Below are 21453 nucleotides of genomic sequence, written 5' to 3' on the forward strand. Positions count from 1 at the left end.
ACGCTTCAGCTTCTGCCTGGTTAGGAGCGGAAAGAAACCGAAAAAAACAGTTTGCCGCACCCCATGCCTTGGAGCCAGGGGTGAACAAACTGTTTTTTGCGCAGTGCAAACCGGTATCGATTTATCACTCAAACGCCTGCCTTACGATCGCCGCAGCCTGGTCCAGTTCTACTTTGGTGATGATGAGCGGAGGGGCGAAGCGGATAATGGCTTCATGGGTTTCTTTGCATAGCAGGCCGAGATCTTTCAGTTTCTCGCAATAGGATCTGGCCGGGACCTTGAGCTCCATGCCGATGAATAGACCTCTGCCGCGCACCTCCTGGATATCGGGATGCGGGATGGATCGAAGCAGCCGGAGAAAATATTCGCCGAGCTCCAGGGAGCGAACCTCCAGCCCTTCCTCAATGAACACGTCCATGGAGGCGATGGCCACCGCGCACCCGAGCGGATTTCCGCCGAAGGTGGAGCCGTGGGAACCCGGCTCGAATACATCCAGAATATCCGCGTCCGCCGCCACGGCGGAGACGGGAAAGACGCCGCCGCCCAGCGCTTTTCCAAGAATGTACATATCCGGCTCGACGTCCTCCCAGTCGCAGGCAAAGCGTTTGCCCGTCCTGCCGAAGCCGCTCTGGATTTCGTCCGCTAGCATGAGGACGCTGTGCTGCCTGCACAGCTCCAGTGCCCCGCTCAGGTATCCGTCAGGCGGAATGACGATGCCGGATTCGCCTTGGATCGGCTCCACGAGAAAAGCGGCCGTATTCGGTGATATCGCCTGCTCCAGCGCCTCAAGGTCGCCATAGGGAATGACTTTGAATCCCGGCGTAAACGGACCGAAGTCCTCGCGGTATTCGCGGGACGAGGAGAAGGAGGTAACCGTGATCGTTCGGCCGTGGAAATTGCCCTCGCAGACGATGATTTCGGCCTGATCTGCCGGGATGCCTTTCTTCCGGTAAGCATAGCGACGCGCTGCCTTAAGCGCGGTCTCAACCGCCTCGGCTCCCGTATTCATGGGAAGAATCATCCCTTTGCCGGTTAAAGCGGACAGCTTCTCGTAAAAATCGCCCAGGTGATCATGATGAAATGCGCGCGAGGTCAGGGTCACCCGATCCGCCTGTTCCTTTAAGGCCCGGATGATGCGGGGATGACAATGACCTGCGTTTAGCGCCGAGTAGGCGCTTAACATATCGATATACCGTTTGCCATCTGTATCCGTCACATGAATGCCTTCAGCTGAAGCGATGACGATGGGAAGAGGGTGGTAGTTTTTTGCGCCGTACCTTTCGGCTTTCTCGATATGAGGATTGGAAGGGGCCATGGCGTAACCTCCTTGGGAGTCTAAAGAAACCGCAACGCGGAAAATACAGCATGCCCGCGCAAGAGGCTTCTCATAATCAAGCATGATGCCATGACATTAAAATGTCATAAGATGCTTTCGCCCAGCATGGAGGCGATTAAACCGACAAGCAGCCGGGACGTCTTCTGTCCGCGGTCCAGCAGCGGGTTGTTCTCCACGAATTCGGCTGACGTCAGAATACCGGATTCCGACAGCATCTCCATGGCCAGGTGCGCTTCCCGGTAGCTGAGCCCGCCTTGAACCGGCGTTCCTGTTCCCGGCGCGATCTTCGGGTCGACACTGTCGATATCAAAGGAGAGGTGAACGCCATCCGTTCCCGCTGACGATATGCGGATGGCTTCCTCCATGACCCGGAACATGCCCATGCGGTCGATATCCTGCATCGTGAAGCAGGCGATGCCTTCCCGGCGGATGAAGTCCCGCTCGCCCTGATCAAGTGAGCGCGCGCCGATGAGCACGACATGCTCCGGCTTAATGGTTGATTTAACGCCGCCGATCGAGGTTAGCCGCCGGTCGCCTTTTCCCAAGCTGACAGCCAGGGACATGCCATGGATATTGCCGGTCGGGGTAGTATCCGGCGTATTGAGATCGGAATGGGCATCGATCCAGATGACGCCCAAGTTGCGGTAATGCCGGGTAAGTCCGGCGAGCGTGCCGATTGCTATGCTATGGTCGCCGCCGAGCACAAGAGGGAAGGTGCCCGCTACTGCCAGGGCGGATACGCGCGCTGCCAGCTGCTCGTTCATCGTCACGACTTCTGTCAAATGTTTTAATCGGGGATGGTGCGCTTCATCCTTGCGCTCGGGGAGCGCAGCAAAATCATCGACCTGGTAGGTTACACCGAGCGCGTTAAGCTTGCGTTTCAGACCGGCTCCGAATATGGCGTCCGGTCCCTGTCCGGCGCCGCGGCGGGTAGCTCCCCGGTCGAAGGGCACCGGGATGATCGATACGGTGGACGGAAGATTGTTCATCACTTTGCTCACCTCCACTTTGTAACAGTGTATTCCGGAGCCGGGCTGAGTGACTTGGGCAAAGCCCTATACAAGCTGAGCAAATATGGAAGGTTTTGGGTTGAACGAGAAAAAGAAAAACACCCTTTATGCATGATTCATGGAATGACTGCAGAGAGCCCCATGAGACAGCATGAAGGGTGTTAATGATGTGCAATTCGAATTAGGTTTCATCGCATGCTTACGCGGCATGCACGACGTTTATTTTACCGTTTTATTATAGGTCTCGATCTTGGAGCTGATCTCCTGAGCAGCTTTATCCAATGCTTCCTGCGGTGTTTTCTGACCGTTCAGCACTTCCTCGATGGCCGTTTCCGTCAGCTGGCGGGCCTCAGGGAACACGCCCATGACAGCGCCCTGCGTTGCCAGGTTGGCGGTCGTTTGATGCAGTTGATCCACCGCGGTCTGGAATTGAGGATATTTCTCCAGGTTTTCCTTTACCAGGGACTCTTCGTAAGCTTTGGTCGTGACCGGGAAGTAACCCGTGTTGACATGCCAGTAGGCTTGGGTTTGCGGCTCGGCCAAATACTTCATGAATTCCCAGGCGGCCTGCTGCTCTTCTTCCGATTTGTTGTTCATCAGCCACAGGCTTGCACCGCCGATGATCACGCCGCCTTCGCCGCCGTCAGCCGGTTTGGGCAGGAATGCCGTGCCGACTTCGAATTTGCCTTCCGCTGCGCTGACGATACCGCGGAGCGAAGCCGTGGAGTCCAGCGTCATGGCGACTTGGCCGGCTGCAAAGGCTTTTTTGGTGTCATCCGTTTTACGTCCCAGGTTCAGCAGGACTTTATCGTCCAGCATTTGCTTCCACCATTCCAGCGTTTTCACGGCAGCGGCATTGTTGACATGCGAAGCGGTTGCCGGAGAAGTGCGGCCGTTGCCGTTGTTCAGCAGCTCAACGCCTTGGTTCGCAAGGAACTGCTCCATGAACCAGCCGTAAATTGCGAAGGATGCGCCGGTTTGGCCGCCTTTCGTTAGCGCTTTAGCCGCTTCCGCTACCTCTTCGTAGGTTTTTGGAGGATTTTCCGGATCCAGACCTGCCGCTTTAAAGGCATCTTTGTTGTAGTAAAGGATCGGGTTGGAGGAGTTGAACGGCATCGAATACAATTTGTTGTCGAATGTATAATAATTTTTGATATTCGGTTCCAAGGAGGAAATGTCGTATGCTTCAGCATCCATGAAGTCTTGAACCGGACGGATCGCCTTGGTGTCCATCATGAAACGGCTGCCGATTTCGTACACCTGAATCATGGTCGGTCCGCTGTTCGATCCCAATGAAGCCTTCAGCTTGTTCAAGCTTTCATCGTACGTGCCTTGAAACACGCCCTCTACCTGAATATCCTGGTGGGCTGCGTTAAAATCGGAAATCAGCTTGTCCGCAACGGTTCCGAGCTCACCGCTCATGGAATGCCACCAAACGACCTTAACAGGTTCCTTGGCCGGTTCGCTGCCGGCGGCAACGGTCGTTTCTCCGGCGGCTGGCGTATTGCTGCAAGCGGCGCTGATCAGCATGAAGCAGGAAAGCAGGAGCAGCGCGAAGGACCTTTTACCAAAACGTTTCATGATCGGTTAATCTCTCCCTTTTTGAAAATAGTTTTTGAAAATAGTTTTTGAAAATAAAGTATGGTTTGATCTATCAGAAATTGCGTGGGCCCGTTTTATATCGATAACCGGCACGCAAGGCTGATCCAATATGGTCTACTGGGTCGGCATCGTGTCCATTAGCCCTTCAAAGCACCTGCGGTGATGCCGCGTACAAGGGGTTTCAACCCGAGCGCAAGCAGCAGCAGGGAAGGCAGCAGCAGGAGGAGCACGCCGGAGAGTATCAGATTCCATGAGTTCATCTCTTCGAACTGCAGCATGCCGATCCCGATTTGGACGGTTCGCATCTCGACCCGGTTGGTTGTCAGAAGCGGCCACAGGTACATGTTCCAATTATTCAGGAACGAGTACACGCCCAGCGTGGCGATTCCGGGGATGGATAACGGCAGCACCATGCTCAGGAAAATGCGGACATGTCCGCAGCCGTCCACGCGGGCCGCTTCAAACAGCTCCTTCGGCAGCTGCAGGAAGGTCTGCCTGAGCAGGAAGGTTCCGAAGGCCGTGGCCAGAAATGGAATGATGAGCCCTTGATAGGTGTCCAGCCAGTTCAGGCTTTTGACCGTCAAGTAATTCGGAATCATGATCACCTCCCACGGGATCATCATCGTCGCGAGAAAGAGGCTGAACAGCAGCGTTTTTCCCGGGAATCGCAGGAAGGCGAAAGCGTATGCTGCCAGACTCGCGGTCACGATCTGTCCGAGCATGATGGCAATGGAGACAACCAGGCTGTTTCCGATAAAGGTAAGGACAGGAATCGTATCGATCACCTTGGCGAAGTTGGACAGATTGACGGCTTCGGGAAGCAGAGGCGGCGGATAGACGGCCGATTCGGCCTCGCTCATCAGCGATGTCGACAAGGTATATAGGAGCGGGAAAAGAACGACCAACGAACCGAGAAGCAGCGCGGTGTAGATGAAGCTTTTTGGCATGAGGCGCATGTTCATTGGTAATGCACCTTCTTCTCGACGAATTTAAATTGAAAGACGGTCAGCAGCAGAATGATGGCAAACAGGATGAGGGCCTGCGCGCTGCCGATGCCGAAGCGAAAATTGACGAAGGCATCCTGGTAGATGTTGAATACCATGACGTTGGTGCTGTTCATCGGACCGCCTTTGGTGAGGATGTTGATTTGCCCGAATGCTTGGAAGGCACCGATAACCGACACAACGGACGTGAAGAATAACGTAGGGGAGATCAGCGGCATCGTAATCCGAAAGAACGTTCTCAGCGGACCGGAGCCGTCAATCTTGGTGCTGTCATAGATATCTTCGGACACGCCCTGCATGCCGCTCAGCATCAGGATATAGTTGAATCCAAGATTCATCCAGACAGTCATAAGCGCGACGGAGATCATGGCCCATTTCGGATCGGTCAGCCATTGGACGGGCTGCGTGCCGAGCAGCGACAGGAAATAATTCAGTATGCCTAAGGTCGGATGGTATAGAATCATCCAGATCATCGAGCCGGTACCGACGGACACGGCCATCGGCAGCGAGAAGATAAAGCGGAATATTTTCATGCCCTTGAGTTTGTTGTGCGTCAGGGCAGCCAGCAGAATCGCAGCCGCCATGCCGGTCGGAACCGTCAGCACGATGAACAGCAGGGTATTGCCAAAGCTTGTATAGAACATGTCGGAGGCCAATATTTCCCTGAAGTTGTCGAATCCTACGAATTCCGCTACCCGGCCTTGCGGATCGGTCAGGAACAGGCTAAGATAAACCGACTTGAGCAGCGGGTAGAATAAGAACAGGCCGAAAATGAGCAGCGAAGGCGCTAAACATGCATAAGCGAGCAGAATTTCTCTGCGCCTTGTTCTCTTGATCGAGACGGGTTTCGCCGCGGTTGATACCTCCGGCTCGTTGACGTTCGGCGATAGAGAGTGCCCCGGAGAAGGAAGCGTGAATTCTTTTTCCATCATCATGTTTTACCTCACTTTCCAGCTTGGCCTTACAGCATTGAGTATAGGAGCCGGATGTAAAATCCAGTAAGGGGTTTTGTAAGAATACCGTAATTTATTGCCGGACATGGCAGTTGCTGAAGGCGAGCTTGCCAGTGCCGGTACAAGAATATTCCATTCCCTAAAAGCTTGCACGTTGAAAAGAGATGTGATATCTTATACCTGTAACCGGTTACACATGAATGAGGTGATGACGGTATGGCAACGATCAAGGATGTGGCGAATCAGGCGGGCGTATCCGTAGCCACGGTTTCGCGGGTTTTAAATGGAAACGGTTACGTGCATGAGGACACCAGGTCCAAGGTGGAACAGAGCATTCGAGAGCTGAATTACACGCCGAATGAAGTGGCGCGTTCTTTATACAAGAGGAAATCCAAATTGATAGGACTTTTGCTTCCCGACATCATGAACCCCTATTTCCCGCAGCTTGCCCGCGGGGTAGAGGACGAGATGCAGGAGAATGATTACCGATTGATCTTCGGAAACAGCGACGAGAGCAAGAAGAAGGAAATGGAGTACATTCAGACGTTTGTCCAGAATAATGTGGTTGGCGTCATATCATCGACCAACGATCCGGATGCCGACATGTATACGGGACTGAACATTCCCGTCGTGTTTCTGGACCGTACCTCGTCGGACCGCCCTTCCGTGTATGCGGATGGCCGTCAGGGAGGAAGAATAGCGGCCCAGGAAATCGTGCGGCGAGGGAGTAAAGCCGTAACGGTCATTCAAGGTCCGGCGGATGTGCGGCCTGCTCAGGAACGTTTTGAAGGAGCCGTCGAGGTTCTGGAGCAGCAGGCGGCTGCGTATCAAGTGCTGAAGACGACATCGTTTTCTTTAACCGATGCCGAAGAATTCGCCCAGAAAGTGTTCAGCGAGTATCCGGACACGGATGGCGTAATCGCGAGTAACGATATTATGGCATCCGCCGTGGTGAAGGAAGCGTTTCGGCTGGGGAAAAGGGTGCCGGAAGACGTACAAATTATTGGATTTGACGATATTCTGCTCAGCAGGCTGCTGGCCCCGCCGCTGTCAACGATACATCAGCCGGCGTACGAAATGGGCCGGGAAGCGGCCAGATTGCTTATCGGGCTTATCGAAGGGCAGCGCATAGAGAAAAGCAATATCGAATTCTCGGTAGAATTCATAGAGCGGCAGACAACGAGAAAGGTGGAATCGTGATGGCAAAAATCGTGGTAATCGGAAGCGCGTCGATGGACTTGGTGGTGACCTCCGCCAAGCGCCCCGGCGCGGGAGAGACAGTGCTGGGCGACAGCTTTAAGACGGTGCCAGGAGGGAAGGGAGCCAACCAGGCCGTCGCGGCGGCAAGGCTGGGTGCAGAGGTGACGATGGTTGGCTGCGTCGGTGATGATTCCTTCGGCGAAACGATTTTGAGCAATTTGCAGTCGAATGGTGTTATTACGGATTATGTGGAACCGGTTACAGGTATGGAAAGCGGCACGGCGCACATCATTTTGGCAGAGGGAGACAACAGCATCGTGGTGGTGAAGGCTGCTAATGATCGGATCACTCCGGAATACGTAGATCAGGCGGAAAAGGTAATCCAGGCGGCGGATATCGTGTTGATTCAGCAGGAGATTCCGGAAGAAACGGTGGTGCACGTGAGTGCGATATGCGCCAAGTATCAGGTGCCATTGATGCTGAACCCCGCTCCTGCCCGTCCGGTGCCGAGCGTCGTTATTGAACGGGCGGCATACATTACGCCAAACGAACATGAAGCCGCTATCCTGTTCAATGACGAGCCGCTGGGCGACGTGCTGCGCCGGTATCCGAATAAACTCATCGTAACGGAAGGGAAAAAGGGCGTTCGTTATTTTGATGGTATGCAAGAGATCGTGGTTCCCGGCTACAAGGTTGAAGCCGTGGATACGACGGGTGCCGGCGATACATTCAACGGCGCATTCGCCGTGGCGCTGGCCGAGGGGATGAGCCTGACCGCCAGCCTCAGATTCGCGAATCGCGCCGCTTCCTTGTCGGTCATGAAGTTCGGAGCGCAGGGCGGAATGCCGTCGCGCCTCGAAGTGGAAGGGAGCCTTTGACCATGAAGAAGAACGGCATGCTGAACAGCCACATCGCGAAAGTGCTGGCGGATCTGGGGCACACCGATACCATCGTGGTCGGGGACGTTGGCCTTCCGGTTCCTCCAGGCGTTCCGAAGATCGACCTGGCGCTAACGCTGGGGACGCCGAGCTTTATGGAGGTGGTGGAGGCGATTGCCGACGATATGGTCGTTGAAAAAATCGTCATTGCTGAAGAAATGAAGCGGGAGAATAAGGAAACACTGCATTATATAGAGGAACAATTTCAGGATTGCGAGATCGAGGCTTGCTCTCACGAGCAGTTCAAGGAACGGACGAAAAACGCCAAGGCGGTTATCCGTACAGGCGAAGCCAAGCCCTATGCGAACTGCATTTTGCAGGCCGGCGTTCATTTCGGTTAAAGAGGAGGAAGCATCATGAACATTGAGATGACGAATATCCATAAATCCTTTGGCACGAACCGGGTGCTGGCGGGCGTGGACTTTGATCTCCGGGAAGGAGAGGTTCATGCCCTGATGGGAGAGAACGGCGCGGGCAAATCGACGCTGATGAATATTTTAACCGGCCTTCACAGCCGGGATGAAGGCAAGATCTTGATCGACGGTCAGGAAACCTATTTCGCGAACCCGAAGGAAGCCGAAGAGAGAGGCGTTGCCTTCATCCACCAGGAGCTTAATATCTGGCCGGAGATGACGGTTCTGGATAACTTGTTTATCGGCAAGGAGATGACATCCGGACTGGGATTCCTCAACATGAAACAAATGAAGGCGCTTGCGAAGGAACAGTTCGACAAATTGGCAGTGACGATACCGTTGACGCAGGAGGCGGGGGAATGCTCCGTCGGCCAGCAGCAGATGATTGAAATCGCCAAGGCGCTCATGACCAAAGCAAAAGTCATCATTATGGACGAGCCCACGGCGGCACTGACCGAAAGGGAAATCGAGAAGCTGTTCGGCGTCATCCGCTCGTTGAAAAAGCAGGGCGTATCCATCGTTTACATTTCCCACCGCATGGAGGAGATCTTCACGATCTGCGACCGGATCACGGTTATGAGGGATGGCAAATCCGTGGACACCAAGCCGATTCCCGAAACCAACTTTGACGAAGTCGTCAAAAAGATGGTCGGCCGGGAGCTGACCGAGCGATATCCCACACGGCATCCGTCTCCGGGCGAACCGGTGCTGGAAGTTAAAAATATTACCGGCAAGGGCCGGTTCGAGAATGTGAGCTTCTCGGTCCGAGCCGGCGAGATCGTAGGCGTATCCGGTTTGATGGGCGCGGGGCGCACCGAGATGATGCGAGCGATCTTCGGGCTGGACCCGCTGGATAGCGGGGAAATCTGGGTGCGCGGCAAGAAGGTTCATATCAAGAAGCCGGATGATGCCGTGAAACACGGCATTGGATTCATAACGGAGGACCGCAAGGATGAAGGACTGGTGCTGGATTTCTCGGTCCGTGAAAATATGGCGCTGCCCAACCTGTTCAGCTTCTCTTCCAGAGGATTCATCTCCGGGAAGAAGGAGCAGGATTTCGTGGATACCTTGACGAAGCGGCTGCAGATCAAGACCCATTCATCCGAAACGCACGCCCGCAATCTGTCGGGGGGTAACCAGCAGAAGGTGGTTATCGCCAAATGGATCGGCATTGGGCCGAGCGTGCTCATCCTGGACGAGCCGACCCGGGGCGTGGACGTAGGGGCGAAGCGCGAAATTTACCAGCTGATGAATGAGCTGACCGAACGCGGCGTGGCGATTCTGATGGTCTCGTCGGAGCTGCCGGAGGTCCTCGGGATGAGCGACCGGATTCTCGTCGTTCACGAGGGCAGGATTTCCGGTGAACTGGACCGCGAACAAGCCACGCAGGAACACATCATGACTCTAGCTACAGGGGGACAGTAATATGACAACTATTAACGATGCCAAGGCGGGAAAAGGGTTCAAGGTCTCAGGTTTGACGCAAAAGCTCGGTCCGCTGCTCGGACTGATCATTCTGATCGTCATCGTTTCCGTCCTGAATCCAAGCTTCTTGGAACCGCTTAACATTCTGAACCTGCTGCGTCAGGTATCGATTAACGCACTGATTGCCTTTGGTATGACGTTTGTTATCCTGACGGGCGGCATTGACCTGTCGGTCGGTTCGATTCTCGCGCTATCCAGCGCATTTGTCGCCAATATGATGGTGGCCGGCTTTGACCCGATTCTCTCGATCATCATCGGCGTTGCGCTTGGCGGCGTGATGGGCATGATCAACGGTCTCATGATCACCAAGGGGAAAATGGCGCCGTTTATCGCCACCTTGGCTACCATGACGATATTCCGGGGACTTACGCTGGTTTATACGAACGGTAATCCGATTACCGGGCTTGGCGACAGCCTTGTATTCCAATTGTTCGGCCGCGGATACTTGCTGGGCATTCCCGTGCCGGCCATTACGATGATCATCACGTTTGCCGTGCTGTGGGTCATTCTGCATAAAACGTCGTTTGGCCGCAAAACGTATGCCATCGGCGGTAACGAAAAAGCATCGCTTGTATCCGGCATTAAGGTACCGCGCGTGAAGATTATGATCTACTCCTTGGCAGGGATGCTGTCCGCGCTGGCAGGCGCGATTCTGACCTCCCGTTTGAATTCCGCGCAGCCGACAGCGGGTACCTCCTATGAATTGGATGCCATCGCAGCCGTCGTGCTGGGCGGCACAAGCCTGACCGGGGGACGCGGCCGGATTGTCGGCACGCTGATCGGGGTGCTGATTATCGGAATTCTGAACAACGGGCTCAACCTGCTCGGCGTGAACTCATTCTATCAAATGGTTGTCAAAGGTGTCGTAATTGCGATTGCCGTACTGCTCGACCGTAGAAAATCGGCTTAAGGGGGAGAATGAACGATGAAAAAAACAACTTTGCTGCTCGTATCACTCATGCTGATCTTCATCACGGGCTGTTCCTTGGAGCCGCCGGAATGGGCGAAGCCCAAAACCGGCGGAGACGTCAAAGACATCAAGATCGGTCTTTCCATCTCCACCTTGAATAACCCGTTCTTCGTCTCCTTGAAGGATGGCGTCGTCGCCGAAGCGGCGAAGCAGGGAATGGAGGTCGTTGTCGTTGACGCGCAGAACGACTCTGCCAAGCAGAGCAATGACGTCGACGACCTGATTCAGCAGGGCGTCAATGCACTGCTGATTAACCCGACGGATTCGTCCGCGATCTCGACCGTGGTTCAAACGGCAAACAGTTTGGGCATACCGGTCATCACTTTGGACCGTTCGGCGGATCAAGGCGAGGTCGCTGCGCTGGTCGCCTCGGATAACGTGAAGGGCGGACAAATGGCGGCCGAATATATCGTGGAGCAGTTGGGCAAAGATACGAAGGTCATTGAACTCGAAGGCGTTCCGGGCGCTTCCGCGACCCGCGAACGGGGCAAGGGCTTCCATGATATTGCGGATGAGCAGCTGAACGTGGTCGCGAAGCAAGCGGCGGATTTTGACCGGACCAAAGGTCTTACCGTGACGGAAAATCTGCTGCAGGGCAATCCGGACGCCAAAGCGATATTTGCCCACAATGACGAAATGGCCCTGGGCGCAATCGAAGCGATTCAAAGCTCGGGCAAAGACATCATGGTCATCGGCTTTGACGGCAACGACGATGCGCTGAAGTCCATCGAAGCCGGCAATCTGACGGCAACGGTAGCCCAGCAGCCCGAACTGATCGGTCAGCTCGCCGTCGGCGCAGCCAAGGACGTGCTGCAGGGCAAAGAGGTGGAAGCGAATATCGCGGCACCGCTGAAGCTGGTCGTGAAGGAATAATTCGCGAAAATCAAGAAGCGTTACCCTGCGATAGCAGCAGGGTAACGCTTTTTTTTGCCATCCTGTTCATTCCATTACGGACTGCGATGTAACTCACAGCCTTGCGATGGCAGCAGGAATACAATATCGTAAAAGAGAACAGTTATTTCGCATATGATAGTATAATGGTTGTGTATGCGTTTACTGCTTAGATGTAAAAAAGGAGCTATGTATCTATGACGACGGAAATAAGAAAACAAGCGATCGTGATCGTGGGCTACGGCGGAATGGGCAGCTACCATGCCAAGCTGATTAAGGACAACGCGTTTCTTGAGGTGACCGGAACCTACGATATTCTGGAAGAGCGCCGGAAGGCGTCCCGGGAGGACGGGTATTCTGCCTACGAGAGCTACGAGCAGGTATTGAATGATGCCGCGGTTGACGTGGTGCTCATTGCCACGCCGAACGACGTGCATAAGGAGCTGGCGCTTCAGGCTTTTGAAGCCGGCAAGCATGTCATCTGCGAGAAGCCGGTAACCTTGTCCGTAAGCGACTTTAAGGACATGGTCTCCGCTGCCGATGCGGCCGGACGGGTGCTGATGGTTCACCAGAACCGCCGCTGGGACGAGGACTTCCTGACGATTAAGCAAATGTACAACGAAAAGACGATTGGCGATTTGTTCCGTATCGAATCCAGGGTGCACGGGGCGAACGGCATTCCGGGCGACTGGCGCCATCTGGAAGCCCACGGCGGCGGCATGCTGCTGGACTGGGGCGTGCATTTGCTGGACCAGATCCTGTTCATGGTGGACAGCCGGATGACCAGCCTGAGCAGCCGCTTGAGCTTTATTTTGGGCGATGAGGTGGATGACGGCTTTGAATCGGTCATCGAATTCGAGAACGGCGTATCGGTACTGATCGAAGTGGGAACGACGAATTTCATTACGCTTCCACGCTGGTACGTCAAAGGAACCGAGGGAACCGGCATTATTGAGGACTGGTCGTTAAACGGAAGAGTCGTTACCCGGAACCAGGATGCCGCGAAAGTGGAGCCGAAGCCGATTCAAGCCGGGGTAGGCTTGACCAAAACGATGGCCCCTCCTTCCGAAGAAGCTACCATTACGGGTGCCCTGCCGGAGCCATACCGTCAATCCAGCAGCTTCTTCGATAACTTTGCGGCCGTGACCCGGGGCGAGGCAGAACCGATCGTCAAGAACGAGGAAGTGCTGCGCGTCCTGAACCTGATCGAAGCGGTGTTTGAATCGGCCAGAACGGGCGAAACGCTGAAGGATTTCGACATTTACCCTGCATGACCTGACGAAGGACAGCACTTATTGAATATCGTAAAGAAAGTACCGCAGCCGCCAAGCGATTATGCTTGAGGCTGCGGTACTTTTTATGTTGACGTCGTTGATTCGCCCATTCTTCATGGATTGCCAGTGCATGCTGCGGTCATTTGGCGTGATCCACCTTCCCGCTGCCTCCGCCTTGCAGCACCCGCCTATAGTCGCTGGGCGCCCATCCCGTATCCTGCTTGAACAGCTTCGAGAAGTAGGAATAATTGGCGTATCCGACCTTCGCCGCAATCTGATACACGGACAACGGAGTCGACTCCAACAGATGTTTGGCCGCCCGGATGCGGGCCTGAATGATATAAGTGCCTAAAGATACGCCCGTTTCTTTCTTAAAGACGCGGGCCAAATAATCCGGGTTCAGAAAGACGATTTCCGCCAGGGTCGTTCGCGTCAGCTCCTCCCCGTAATGGCACCCGATATAATGCTTGATTTCCTCCACCACGGTATGGGAATGGCCGGCGTAAGCGTGATATTCGGCTGCCGTGCGGACGAGATACGCCATGTATTTTTCCATGTCTTCTATCGAGTTTAACGACTGCAGAAATAACTGATCATTGGTTTTGCCGGTATATAGCTTATGAGCCTGAATCTCTTTGCCCTTCAGGTAGGAGTACACGAGCTGCACCATATCCAAGCGGAATAAACGCAGCACCGAAGCGCTGTGGACGCCGCTCTTGGCCAAATTCTGCAGGTACCGGCGAGTTTCTTCGAGAAAGGCGGCCGGGTTGTTTTCGGCAAGCAGCGCCTCCCAGTCTTGAAGCGGGGGAGGGGTATACGCGGCTTCTTGCAGCGAATGCCGTTCCAGAAACATGATCTGGTTGCGCTTCTTGATCATGTCCTCGTTCATTTGCAGCAGGTCCCGTATGGATTTGTTGATCCCCTCCAAAGCCGCCGAAACCGATACGTTGCAGCACGCATCGCTCCGAAGGAACCGGTTGGCTTTCTCGATGAAGGACGTGCAGATGGATTCAATGACTGCGGTATCCGGAGGATGATTCCATTTGAGCACGACCATCCATTCGTAATCCCTATACTCCATGACGGTCTCGACCGTAAAGAGCGGATCCTGGAACAATTCGGACAGCACGTTGAGAAACGCGTAATCAAACAGGTCCTTGTCTTCTTTGCCCAAGCTTTGATCATACGGAAAGATCGTGATCAGCAGGGGGAGAAACAGATCCGACAACGCATAGGACAGATTCTGCTCCGCGATATACCCGGCGATGGCCACCCGGTCCGACGAAGCTTTTTTTTCCTTGATCAGCTTGCTCCAGAAGTGCTCTTGCAGCTTTTTTTGGTTTTTCTTCCACAGCTGCCCGTCCTGTATCGCCTCCTGATCGCTTTGCTGTTCCTTAGCTTTGTACACGGCCTTGGAGATGATGAGGCTGAGCTTATCGAATTCAATCGGCTTCAGGAAATAGTCGAAGCTTTGCAGCTCAATCGCTTTCTGCGCATAGTTGAAATCGGCGTAATTGGTCAGGAAAATCGTCTGTATGCCGTATTGTTCCTCGCGTATCCAGGCGAGAAGCTCCAGTCCGCTGCCCTGCGGCATTTCGATGTCGCAAATGAGGATCTGAACGGAATGACTCTGCAGAATCTCCCTTGCCTGCGCCACGCTGTATGCGGTATGGACTTGTTCGATCAAGAGTGCCTTCCAATCAATCTTCTTTTCCAGCGCGGCCACGACAAAATAATCGTCATCAACCAGCAATACATTCATCGAATGTCTCCTCTCCTTTCCTGCAATGGCTGGGGAAGCGTTAGTGCGACGCTGGCACCGCCGCCTTCCGGGTTCGAAAATTCCACCTGCGCCCGATGATGGTAGAGCAGCTCCAGCCGCTGAAGGGTGTTCATGATCCCAATGTGTTTCCCTTCGCTTTGATCCAGCGGCTTGCCGTTTGCCAGCTTATCCAATACGTCTTCCGGAAAGCCGGGACCGGTATCGGAGATCCGGATGACCGCATAAGGCTTATCATCCTCCACCCGCAAACTGACGGTCAAGCGAATTTGCAGCACCTGATCTCTGGATACGGCGTATTTCACCGCGTTTTCAATAAAGGTCTGGAGCACCAGGGGGGGAATCGTGAGGCCGGCAAGCTCTTGTTCATACCCGATATGATAAGAAAAGGCATCGCGGTAGCGGTGCTTCTGAATCTCCAGATAAATCCGGACGTGCTCGATTTCGTCCTCAAGCCGCACGAGGTTATCGCCGCTCTGAAAAATGTAACGAAAATATTTGGATGTGGACAGCGACATATATTCGATTTCCTTAAACATTTGCATTTGCGCCATGCTGTAGATGTTCGTCAAGCAGTTCAGGAAAAAATGGGGGTTGATCTGCAGCTTCATATAATCGAGCTGGATTCTTTGCTTTTCGAGCTCCTGCTCGTAAATATCGATTTTAAATTTCTTGATCTGTTCGATCAGGTGTTTGAATTGGGAGTTCACCTGCTCGAGCTCGATGATCTCGCTGCTCATGAAATCCAGATTTTCGCTATCCTCGTGGATGCGCCTTACGTTTTCCGAGAAATTCTGAATCGGCTTTAACACCTTCTTCTTGAAATACAGCATGACCACGCTGAGCGTGCAAGTGAGCAGCACGAACAGCAGCATAATGAGCAGCTGGGCGATCATGATGGTCTCGAACACGCCGAACTGGATGACCAGCTGCACGTTGAAGGAGGCATTCGAGAATCCCTCAGTGACCGTAGTCCGCGGCTGTGACAGGCTGAACAAGGAAGCCTTGGCTCCTTCGAGCGGCTTGGCTCCCGCTTCGCCGGCACCTGGGCTCGTAAGGGCTGCTCCTTGGGCATCCACCAGAGAGACGAACCCGTCCTCGCCCAAATCCAGTTCCTGGAGCGGCCGGACCAGGTCGTCTGCAGAGATGAGGCAGATCAAGTAACGGTTGTGGTAGGGCACGATGTTGATGACGTAGTGCGTGTCCTGCACAAGGATCGGGTTCCAGTTCGAGTAGAACGTTTCGTATACGTTTTTGGAATCCGTGAGGGAGACGATCTGTTCCTTCAGTTCCTGGAACTCCGTATACGACAGGGACATGGGGGCATAGTTCTGGAAGAAATCCTGATCTTTTAAATAGAAGAAGAAGTTGTATTCTTGCCCATAGTTTTTTTGAAGCTCATTAAACCGTTTATGCACTCTTTCGCTCGACTTAATGTAATCCACGTAATCGGTGCCGGGGGTATCCATGATCTTGACGCTTTCGTCGTTCGCGAGCGTCCAGCCCATATAATGGTTGATATACGAGAAGTCATGATTGATCTGCCGGATGTACAGATTCGCCGTATCCTGCAAATAGCGGGTGGATTGCTGCTTCACGATGAAGATGGAGGCGAAGCTGATCACCAGATCCACCACCAGGGCAAAGATCGATATGAAGAGCATGATTTTCACATAGTGACGGATGGGATAAGGCTTGTTATTCAGTGCTTTAACCATAGGGATGCCGTGATTCCTTTCAGTTCGCTTATATTATGAAAGCGTTTTTATATCGGTAAGGATATTATAAATGGAAACGTCGAAAAAAACAGGAGCGAACGCTCGGGCATTTTCCATAAAGTCCGGATAACACATCGGAAAGTCCGAATACCGGCATGTTTGAGCGGAGGACGCGGGGACGGCGGCGAAATGGACAAGGCAAAGGTCCGGATAGCGCATCATGAGGTCCAAATCATGACGCCGGATCGCAGTATACTGAAATTGCTTACGTGACATACCGGATTCACGACGACGCGAACAGAAAGGGGAATCGATTTGAAAGCAGGCCAACTGAATAGAACCACACATCCAACCCTCGGGCGGATCAGAAAGAATTGGGGCCTGTATTTGCTGCTGCTGCCTGCGGTAGTGCTGGTTTTGTTGTTTTCTTACGTGCCGATGTACGGCATTTTGATCGCATTCAAGGACTACAGTCCCGCTCTCGGGATTATGGACAGCCCCTGGGCCGGCCTGAAGTATTTCGAGAAGTTTTTTAACTCCTATCAATTCTCGACCACCATAACGAATACGCTGGTCATCAGCTTATACAGCGTTGCGACGTTCCCGATTCCGATCATGCTGGCCTTGATGGTCAATCAAATGCGCCAGAATTGGTTCAAGCGCTTCTTCCAGACCGTAACCTACATGCCGCATTTTATATCGACGGTCGTGATGGTGGGACTCATGCTGATTCTGTTCTCGCCGGGCTCGGGATTGATCGGGAATATCTTCCGGCTCTTCGGCGCCGAAGCGCCGAACCTGATGGGCTCGGCCGGCTTGTTCAGCAGCGTGTATGTATGGTCGGATGTGTGGCAGCATACGGGCTGGGACAGCATTATCTATATCGCGGCATTATCTGCGGTGAGCCCCAGCTTGTACGAAGCGGCTACAATGGACGGGGCAAGCCGGTGGCAAAAAATCCGGTTTATCGATATCCCGATGCTGATGCCTACGGTCGTGACCTTGCTTATACTGCGGATCGGCAGCTTGCTTGGCGTCGGCTTCGAGAAGGTTTACCTTATGCAAAACAGTCTCAATATTACCTCCAGCGAGGTCATCTCCACCTATGTGTACAAAATCGGGATGCTGAGCAGCCAATACAGCTTCTCGTCGGCGATTAATCTGTTTAATACAATCATTAATTTTGTTCTGTTGATTCTGGTTAACCAGATTTCGAAAAAATACAGCGAAAACAGTTTGTGGTAACACAAGAGAGGAAGGGTTCTATGGGCGTTGTGGAAATAAGAGAGAAGACAGCGCCAAGGCAGAGGAATACCCGATCTTCCGACAGAGTGCTGGAGATCGGCCTGTATGTATTCGCTGTCTTGATGCTGATCGTGCTGATTTACCCGCTGTACTTCATCATCATTGCTTCGTTCAGCGAGCCGGCCGCGGTCGCGAATGGACAGGTATGGCTGTGGCCCAAGGATTTTACGCTGGCAGGCTATCAAGAATTGCTGAAGCACTCTAATATATGGATTGGGTACCGAAATACGATTGTGTATACGATCGTGGGTACCGCCATCGGCTTGGTGGTTAACATATCTGCAGCTTACGCGCTCTCGCGAAAAGACCTCGTAGGCCGCAAGTATATATCGCTCCTCTTTATTTTTACGATGTTTTTTAATGGCGGTTTGATTCCGACCTTTATGACGATCCGCGATTTTCAGCTGTACGATACGTTTCTTGTTATGGTGCTGCCGTTCTCGGTTGCCGCCTTCAACATCATCGTGGCGCGGACTTTTTTCCAGAGCAGCATCCCGGAGGATTTATGGGAGGCGGCACAGCTGGATGGCTGCGGAAATCTCAGGTATTTCGTGACCATCGTGATTCCGCTTTCGAAAGCGGTCATCTCGGTCATCGCCTTATGGACGGCCGTGGGTCATTGGAATTCTTATTTCAACGCCCTGATCTATTTAAAAGATTCGAATCTGTACCCGCTGCAGCTCATACTGCGCAATATTCTGGTCACCAACCAGATGCAGTCCGCCATGGGTACCGGGGAAGCCGCGGCCATTGCGCTGCGTCTGGCCAATATTATGCGTTATGCGGTCATTATCGTCGCCACGGTGCCGATCATGTGCATCTACCCGTTTGTGCAAAAGTATTTCAATCAGGGGGTGATGATCGGAGCCGTCAAGTCGTAACACCGCGATGAATTGATGAAAAATAAGTATTGGGGGAATGGTGGAATGGGAACAAACCATGCAAAGAGGAGACATCGCCTCAAGGTGGCTGCCGTCATCATGTTGGCCGCAATCCTGCTGTTGAACCTGGCGGGCTGCAGCGGCGGCAAGAAGGAGGACGCCAAGTCGGATGCCGAAGCCGCTTTTAACAAAGAAGGCCTGCCGATCGTGAATGAACCGATTACGCTGGACGTGCTGACCGTTCGCTGGGGCAACATGGGGGATACGTTCCTCCAGAACCAGTGGCTCAAGGATTTGGAGAAGGAGACCAACGTCAAAATCAATTGGCAGATCATGTCCTCCAATGATTGGGGCGAGCAAAAATCGATCATGCTGGCGAGCGGTACGCTGCCGGATATCATTTTCGGGGATATCGTATTCAGCGATTCCGACATCGTCAACAACCTGTCGTATTTCCGTCCGCTCGACGACTACATCGATCAATACATGCCGAACCTGAAGGCGGCGCTGGAAGAAACGCCCGAAATGAAAAAGATGAGCACCTTCCCGGACGGGAAAATCTATTCCTTGCCGGCGCGGCTGCCGTCAAGGCCGAAAGCGTCGATCCAGCCGATCATTAACAAAACCTGGCTCGATGCACTCGGATTGGACGTCCCGGACAACACAGACGAGCTGTATGAGGTGTTCAAGGCGTTTAAAGAAGGGGATCCGAACGGCAACGGCAAGGCCGACGAAATTCCGGTCAGCGGATCGGGGAACATCAGCATCGATTTGCTGAATCCGTTCGGCATCACCGACATCAACGGAAACAGCATGATGGTCATCGATAACGAGCCCGTGTTCTATCCGGTGACGGAGAACTACAAAGAAGCGATCAAGTGGGCCCATAAGCTGTACGCCGAAGGCCTCATAGACCAAGAGATCTTCACGCAGGACAGCACCATGTCCACGGCAAAACATCAGAACCCGGATGCGGCGCTGATCGGGTTCTCCAACCAATGGGTACCGGACGCGGTATTCGGAAAATGGAAGGATCAATACATCGCGATTCCATCCATTGCCGGTCCTGACGGAAAACGGTACCAGGGCGGCGAGCCTGAGGGCATGAGCCTGCGCAGAAACGAGTTTCTCATCACCACGTCGAACAAGCATCCGGAAATTTCGGCCCGCTGGGCGGATCAGTTCTACACCAATGAAGCAAGCATCCAGAATTTCTGGGGAGCTATCGGCACGGTGATTCAGAAGAACGACGACGGCACGTTTACGCTCATGAGTCCGCCGGAGGGAACGAGTGCGGATGCCTGGTACTGGGAGCAATCCGTAAGGGATTTCGGTCCCAAGTACGTAAGCCCGAGCTTCGAGAAAAACATCATATTGGATGAGACCACGGGCGACGGGTTGAAGCTGGTCATCGACAAGCTGGGCAGCGATTACGTGACGACGCCGTTCCCGAACGTCATGTACAGCGCCGAAGAATTCCAGGAGCTGCCTACGTTGACTACGGATATCGATGGCTTTGTCGGCACGACCCGCGCAAAATGGATATCCGAAGGCAATATCGATGCGGAATGGGACGCGTACGTCAAGAAGCTGAACGATATGGGACTGGAGCGGCTGGTACAGATCCGCAAGGAAGCCTATCAGCGGTATATCAGCGTCAAATAAGGATTGACGGCAAGCGTCATGAGCTGCCCCGCAGATCGAAATGCTGCGGGGCAGCGTGATTTTGACATGGGATGAAAAAGGATTGTGATCAGTATTCATGTATCAGACTTCAACGGAGAAGGCGGAATCATATTGGAGAAGCGAAGCGGTCCCCTTTGTCCCCGGATTTTTACCATATAACAAAGCGCAAAAAAATCTGGGGGCAACAGGGATCGTAAGTATGATCCGCATTCGAAGTGATGATTAAGCTTTTATTGAATCGACTTCTAGGGAACTCAGGAGGCAGCAATCATGGGAAACATCAAAGTCACGGTATGGAATGAATACCGGCATGAGAGACATAATGAACAGGTAGCCGGCATATATCCGAATGGGATTCATCGTGCGATAGCGGATCATCTCGAACAGGTGGAAGGTTTGGAAGTAGCCACCGCCGTACTGGATGAGCCGGATCACGGATTGACCGATGAGCGATTGGCGAACACGGATGTACTGCTGTGGTGGGGCCATCTGGCACATGACGAGGTCCGCGACGACATCGTCGAGAAGGTTCGGCAGCGGGTGCTGGACGGCATGGGATTGATCGTTCTGCATTCCGGTCACGGATCCAAAATCTTCTCCAGGCTCCTTGGCACGAACACCGGGATGCTGAAGTGGCGCGACGACGGCGAGATCGAGCGTTTATGGATCGTTGAACCGAGCCATCCGATTGCACGTGGGCTGAGTGAATATATCGAGATTCCGCGGGAAGAAATGTATGGAGAGCGGTTCGAAATTCCGGCGCCGGATGAGCTTGTGTTCGTCTCCTGGTTTGAAGGCGGCGAAGTGTTTCGAAGCGGGTGTTGTTACAGGCGCGGCAGAGGGAAGCTGTTTTATTTTCGTCCGGGCCACGAAATGTTTCCGGTCTACCACCAGCCCGAAATTCTGCAGGTGATTACCAATGGCGTGTTCTGGGCCGCTCCAGTTGAAGGAGCTAAAACGGCTTACGGGCGGGTGGCGCCCATCGCTCCTGTCGCACAATCCTAATG

At 53.5% G+C, this 21453-nt stretch carries 18 protein-coding genes; 11 read left to right on the forward strand and 7 right to left on the reverse strand.

All coding sequences use genetic code 11. The features are described from left to right. Nucleotides 1–124: 124 nt before the first annotated feature. From GYMC10_RS10005 to GYMC10_RS10025, 5 genes are all read right to left on the reverse strand, one after another. The gene (locus GYMC10_RS10005; RefSeq protein WP_015734372.1) at nucleotides 125–1315 is read right to left on the reverse strand and encodes an ornithine--oxo-acid transaminase; all 1191 of its coding nucleotides are present in this window, start codon (nucleotides 1313–1315) and stop codon (nucleotides 125–127) included. A gap of 104 nt (nucleotides 1316–1419) precedes the next feature. Then, the gene (gene rocF, locus GYMC10_RS10010; RefSeq protein WP_015734373.1) at nucleotides 1420–2325 is read right to left on the reverse strand and encodes an arginase; all 906 of its coding nucleotides are present in this window, start codon (nucleotides 2323–2325) and stop codon (nucleotides 1420–1422) included. A 240-nt stretch (nucleotides 2326–2565) separates the two neighbouring features. Further along, nucleotides 2566–3927: an ABC transporter substrate-binding protein gene (locus GYMC10_RS10015; protein WP_015734374.1), complete on the reverse strand. Its 1362-nt coding sequence runs from the start codon at nucleotides 3925–3927 to the stop codon at nucleotides 2566–2568. A gap of 158 nt (nucleotides 3928–4085) precedes the next feature. Further along, the gene (locus GYMC10_RS10020) at nucleotides 4086–4910 is read right to left on the reverse strand and encodes a carbohydrate ABC transporter permease (RefSeq protein WP_015734375.1); all 825 of its coding nucleotides are present in this window, start codon (nucleotides 4908–4910) and stop codon (nucleotides 4086–4088) included. Further along, the gene (locus GYMC10_RS10025; RefSeq protein ID WP_009592563.1) at nucleotides 4907–5887 is read right to left on the reverse strand and encodes a carbohydrate ABC transporter permease; all 981 of its coding nucleotides are present in this window, start codon (nucleotides 5885–5887) and stop codon (nucleotides 4907–4909) included. The genes GYMC10_RS10020 and GYMC10_RS10025 overlap by 4 nt, the downstream gene beginning before the upstream one ends. Nucleotides 5888–6121: 234 nt before the next feature. On the opposite strand from GYMC10_RS10025, the gene GYMC10_RS10030 reads away from it, so the two are divergent. The 7 genes from GYMC10_RS10030 to GYMC10_RS10060 all read left to right on the forward strand — a co-directional run bounded on the left by GYMC10_RS10030 (nucleotide 6122) and on the right by GYMC10_RS10060 (nucleotide 13076). Next, nucleotides 6122–7105 (forward strand): LacI family DNA-binding transcriptional regulator, encoded by a 984-nt coding sequence (locus GYMC10_RS10030; RefSeq protein ID WP_015734376.1) that lies wholly within the window; start codon nucleotides 6122–6124, stop codon nucleotides 7103–7105. Then, a complete protein-coding gene (gene rbsK / locus GYMC10_RS10035) occupies nucleotides 7105–7983 on the forward strand; it encodes a ribokinase (protein ID WP_015734377.1) in 879 nt (292 codons plus the stop codon). The genes GYMC10_RS10030 and rbsK overlap by 1 nt, the downstream gene beginning before the upstream one ends. A gap of 2 nt (nucleotides 7984–7985) precedes the next feature. Beyond that, nucleotides 7986–8384 carry a D-ribose pyranase gene (rbsD, locus tag GYMC10_RS10040; RefSeq protein ID WP_015734378.1) on the forward strand — a complete coding sequence of 133 codons (399 nt, stop codon included), beginning with the start codon at nucleotides 7986–7988 and terminating at the stop codon, nucleotides 8382–8384. A 15-nt stretch (nucleotides 8385–8399) separates the two neighbouring features. Then, nucleotides 8400–9881, forward strand: a complete 1482-nt coding sequence (locus tag GYMC10_RS10045; protein WP_015734379.1) for a sugar ABC transporter ATP-binding protein — start codon at nucleotides 8400–8402, stop codon at nucleotides 9879–9881. 1 nt (nucleotide 9882) lies between these two features. Then, complete coding sequence (gene rbsC, locus GYMC10_RS10050; protein WP_015734380.1) at nucleotides 9883–10851, forward strand: ribose ABC transporter permease RbsC; 969 nt, start codon at nucleotides 9883–9885, stop codon at nucleotides 10849–10851. A 15-nt stretch (nucleotides 10852–10866) separates the two neighbouring features. Beyond that, nucleotides 10867–11784 (forward strand): ribose ABC transporter substrate-binding protein RbsB, encoded by a 918-nt coding sequence (rbsB, locus tag GYMC10_RS10055; RefSeq protein ID WP_009592597.1) that lies wholly within the window; start codon nucleotides 10867–10869, stop codon nucleotides 11782–11784. A 227-nt stretch (nucleotides 11785–12011) separates the two neighbouring features. Then, nucleotides 12012–13076 carry a Gfo/Idh/MocA family protein gene (locus GYMC10_RS10060; protein ID WP_235201906.1) on the forward strand — a complete coding sequence of 355 codons (1065 nt, stop codon included), beginning with the start codon at nucleotides 12012–12014 and terminating at the stop codon, nucleotides 13074–13076. Nucleotides 13077–13215: 139 nt separating this feature from the next. Here the strand turns inward: GYMC10_RS10060 and GYMC10_RS10065 are convergent, their stop codons facing one another. Both GYMC10_RS10065 and GYMC10_RS10070 read right to left on the reverse strand, forming a co-directional pair. Next, nucleotides 13216–14838, reverse strand: coding sequence for a response regulator (locus tag GYMC10_RS10065; RefSeq protein WP_015734382.1), 1623 nt, complete (start codon nucleotides 14836–14838; stop codon nucleotides 13216–13218). Further along, complete coding sequence (locus tag GYMC10_RS10070; protein ID WP_015734383.1) at nucleotides 14835–16574, reverse strand: sensor histidine kinase; 1740 nt, start codon at nucleotides 16572–16574, stop codon at nucleotides 14835–14837. The genes GYMC10_RS10065 and GYMC10_RS10070 overlap by 4 nt, the downstream gene beginning before the upstream one ends. Before the next feature lie 315 nt (nucleotides 16575–16889). On the opposite strand from GYMC10_RS10070, the gene GYMC10_RS10075 reads away from it, so the two are divergent. The 4 genes from GYMC10_RS10075 (at nucleotide 16890) to GYMC10_RS10090 (ending at nucleotide 21451) form a co-directional block, all read left to right on the forward strand. Further along, nucleotides 16890–17819: an ABC transporter permease gene (locus tag GYMC10_RS10075; protein WP_015734384.1), complete on the forward strand. Its 930-nt coding sequence runs from the start codon at nucleotides 16890–16892 to the stop codon at nucleotides 17817–17819. A gap of 20 nt (nucleotides 17820–17839) precedes the next feature. Then, a complete protein-coding gene (locus GYMC10_RS10080) occupies nucleotides 17840–18760 on the forward strand; it encodes a carbohydrate ABC transporter permease (RefSeq protein ID WP_015734385.1) in 921 nt (306 codons plus the stop codon). Between the two features lie 45 nt (nucleotides 18761–18805). Next, on the forward strand, nucleotides 18806–20425 hold the full coding sequence (locus GYMC10_RS10085) for an extracellular solute-binding protein (RefSeq protein WP_015734386.1): 1620 nt from the start codon (nucleotides 18806–18808) through the stop codon (nucleotides 20423–20425). A 291-nt stretch (nucleotides 20426–20716) separates the two neighbouring features. After that, a complete protein-coding gene (locus GYMC10_RS10090; RefSeq protein ID WP_015734387.1) occupies nucleotides 20717–21451 on the forward strand; it encodes a ThuA domain-containing protein in 735 nt (244 codons plus the stop codon). Nucleotides 21452–21453: the final 2 nt, after the last annotated feature.

This window comes from Paenibacillus sp. Y412MC10 (assembly GCF_000024685.1).
GTDB lineage: Bacteria > Bacillota > Bacilli > Paenibacillales > Paenibacillaceae > Paenibacillus_AQ > Paenibacillus_AQ lautus_A.

What these genes read in the sequence shown, in the direction of transcription:
- GYMC10_RS10005 (WP_015734372.1), bottom strand. Translation starts at nt 1,315, where the DNA reads ATGGCCCCTTCCAATCCTCATATCGAGAAAGCCGAAAGGTACGGCGCA.
- rocF (WP_015734373.1), bottom strand. Translation starts at nt 2,325, where the DNA reads ATGAACAATCTTCCGTCCACCGTATCGATCATCCCGGTGCCCTTCGAC.
- GYMC10_RS10015 (WP_015734374.1), bottom strand. Translation starts at nt 3,927, where the DNA reads ATGAAACGTTTTGGTAAAAGGTCCTTCGCGCTGCTCCTGCTTTCCTGC.
- GYMC10_RS10020 (WP_015734375.1), bottom strand. Translation starts at nt 4,910, where the DNA reads ATGAACATGCGCCTCATGCCAAAAAGCTTCATCTACACCGCGCTGCTT.
- GYMC10_RS10025 (WP_009592563.1), bottom strand. Translation starts at nt 5,887, where the DNA reads ATGATGATGGAAAAAGAATTCACGCTTCCTTCTCCGGGGCACTCTCTA.
- GYMC10_RS10030 (WP_015734376.1), top strand. Translation starts at nt 6,122, where the DNA reads ATGGCAACGATCAAGGATGTGGCGAATCAGGCGGGCGTATCCGTAGCC.
- rbsK (WP_015734377.1), top strand. Translation starts at nt 7,105, where the DNA reads ATGGCAAAAATCGTGGTAATCGGAAGCGCGTCGATGGACTTGGTGGTG.
- rbsD (WP_015734378.1), top strand. Translation starts at nt 7,986, where the DNA reads ATGAAGAAGAACGGCATGCTGAACAGCCACATCGCGAAAGTGCTGGCG.
- GYMC10_RS10045 (WP_015734379.1), top strand. Translation starts at nt 8,400, where the DNA reads ATGAACATTGAGATGACGAATATCCATAAATCCTTTGGCACGAACCGG.
- rbsC (WP_015734380.1), top strand. Translation starts at nt 9,883, where the DNA reads ATGACAACTATTAACGATGCCAAGGCGGGAAAAGGGTTCAAGGTCTCA.
- rbsB (WP_009592597.1), top strand. Translation starts at nt 10,867, where the DNA reads ATGAAAAAAACAACTTTGCTGCTCGTATCACTCATGCTGATCTTCATC.
- GYMC10_RS10065 (WP_015734382.1), bottom strand. Translation starts at nt 14,838, where the DNA reads ATGAATGTATTGCTGGTTGATGACGATTATTTTGTCGTGGCCGCGCTG.
- GYMC10_RS10070 (WP_015734383.1), bottom strand. Translation starts at nt 16,574, where the DNA reads ATGGTTAAAGCACTGAATAACAAGCCTTATCCCATCCGTCACTATGTG.
- GYMC10_RS10080 (WP_015734385.1), top strand. Translation starts at nt 17,840, where the DNA reads ATGGGCGTTGTGGAAATAAGAGAGAAGACAGCGCCAAGGCAGAGGAAT.
- GYMC10_RS10085 (WP_015734386.1), top strand. Translation starts at nt 18,806, where the DNA reads ATGGGAACAAACCATGCAAAGAGGAGACATCGCCTCAAGGTGGCTGCC.
- GYMC10_RS10090 (WP_015734387.1), top strand. Translation starts at nt 20,717, where the DNA reads ATGGGAAACATCAAAGTCACGGTATGGAATGAATACCGGCATGAGAGA.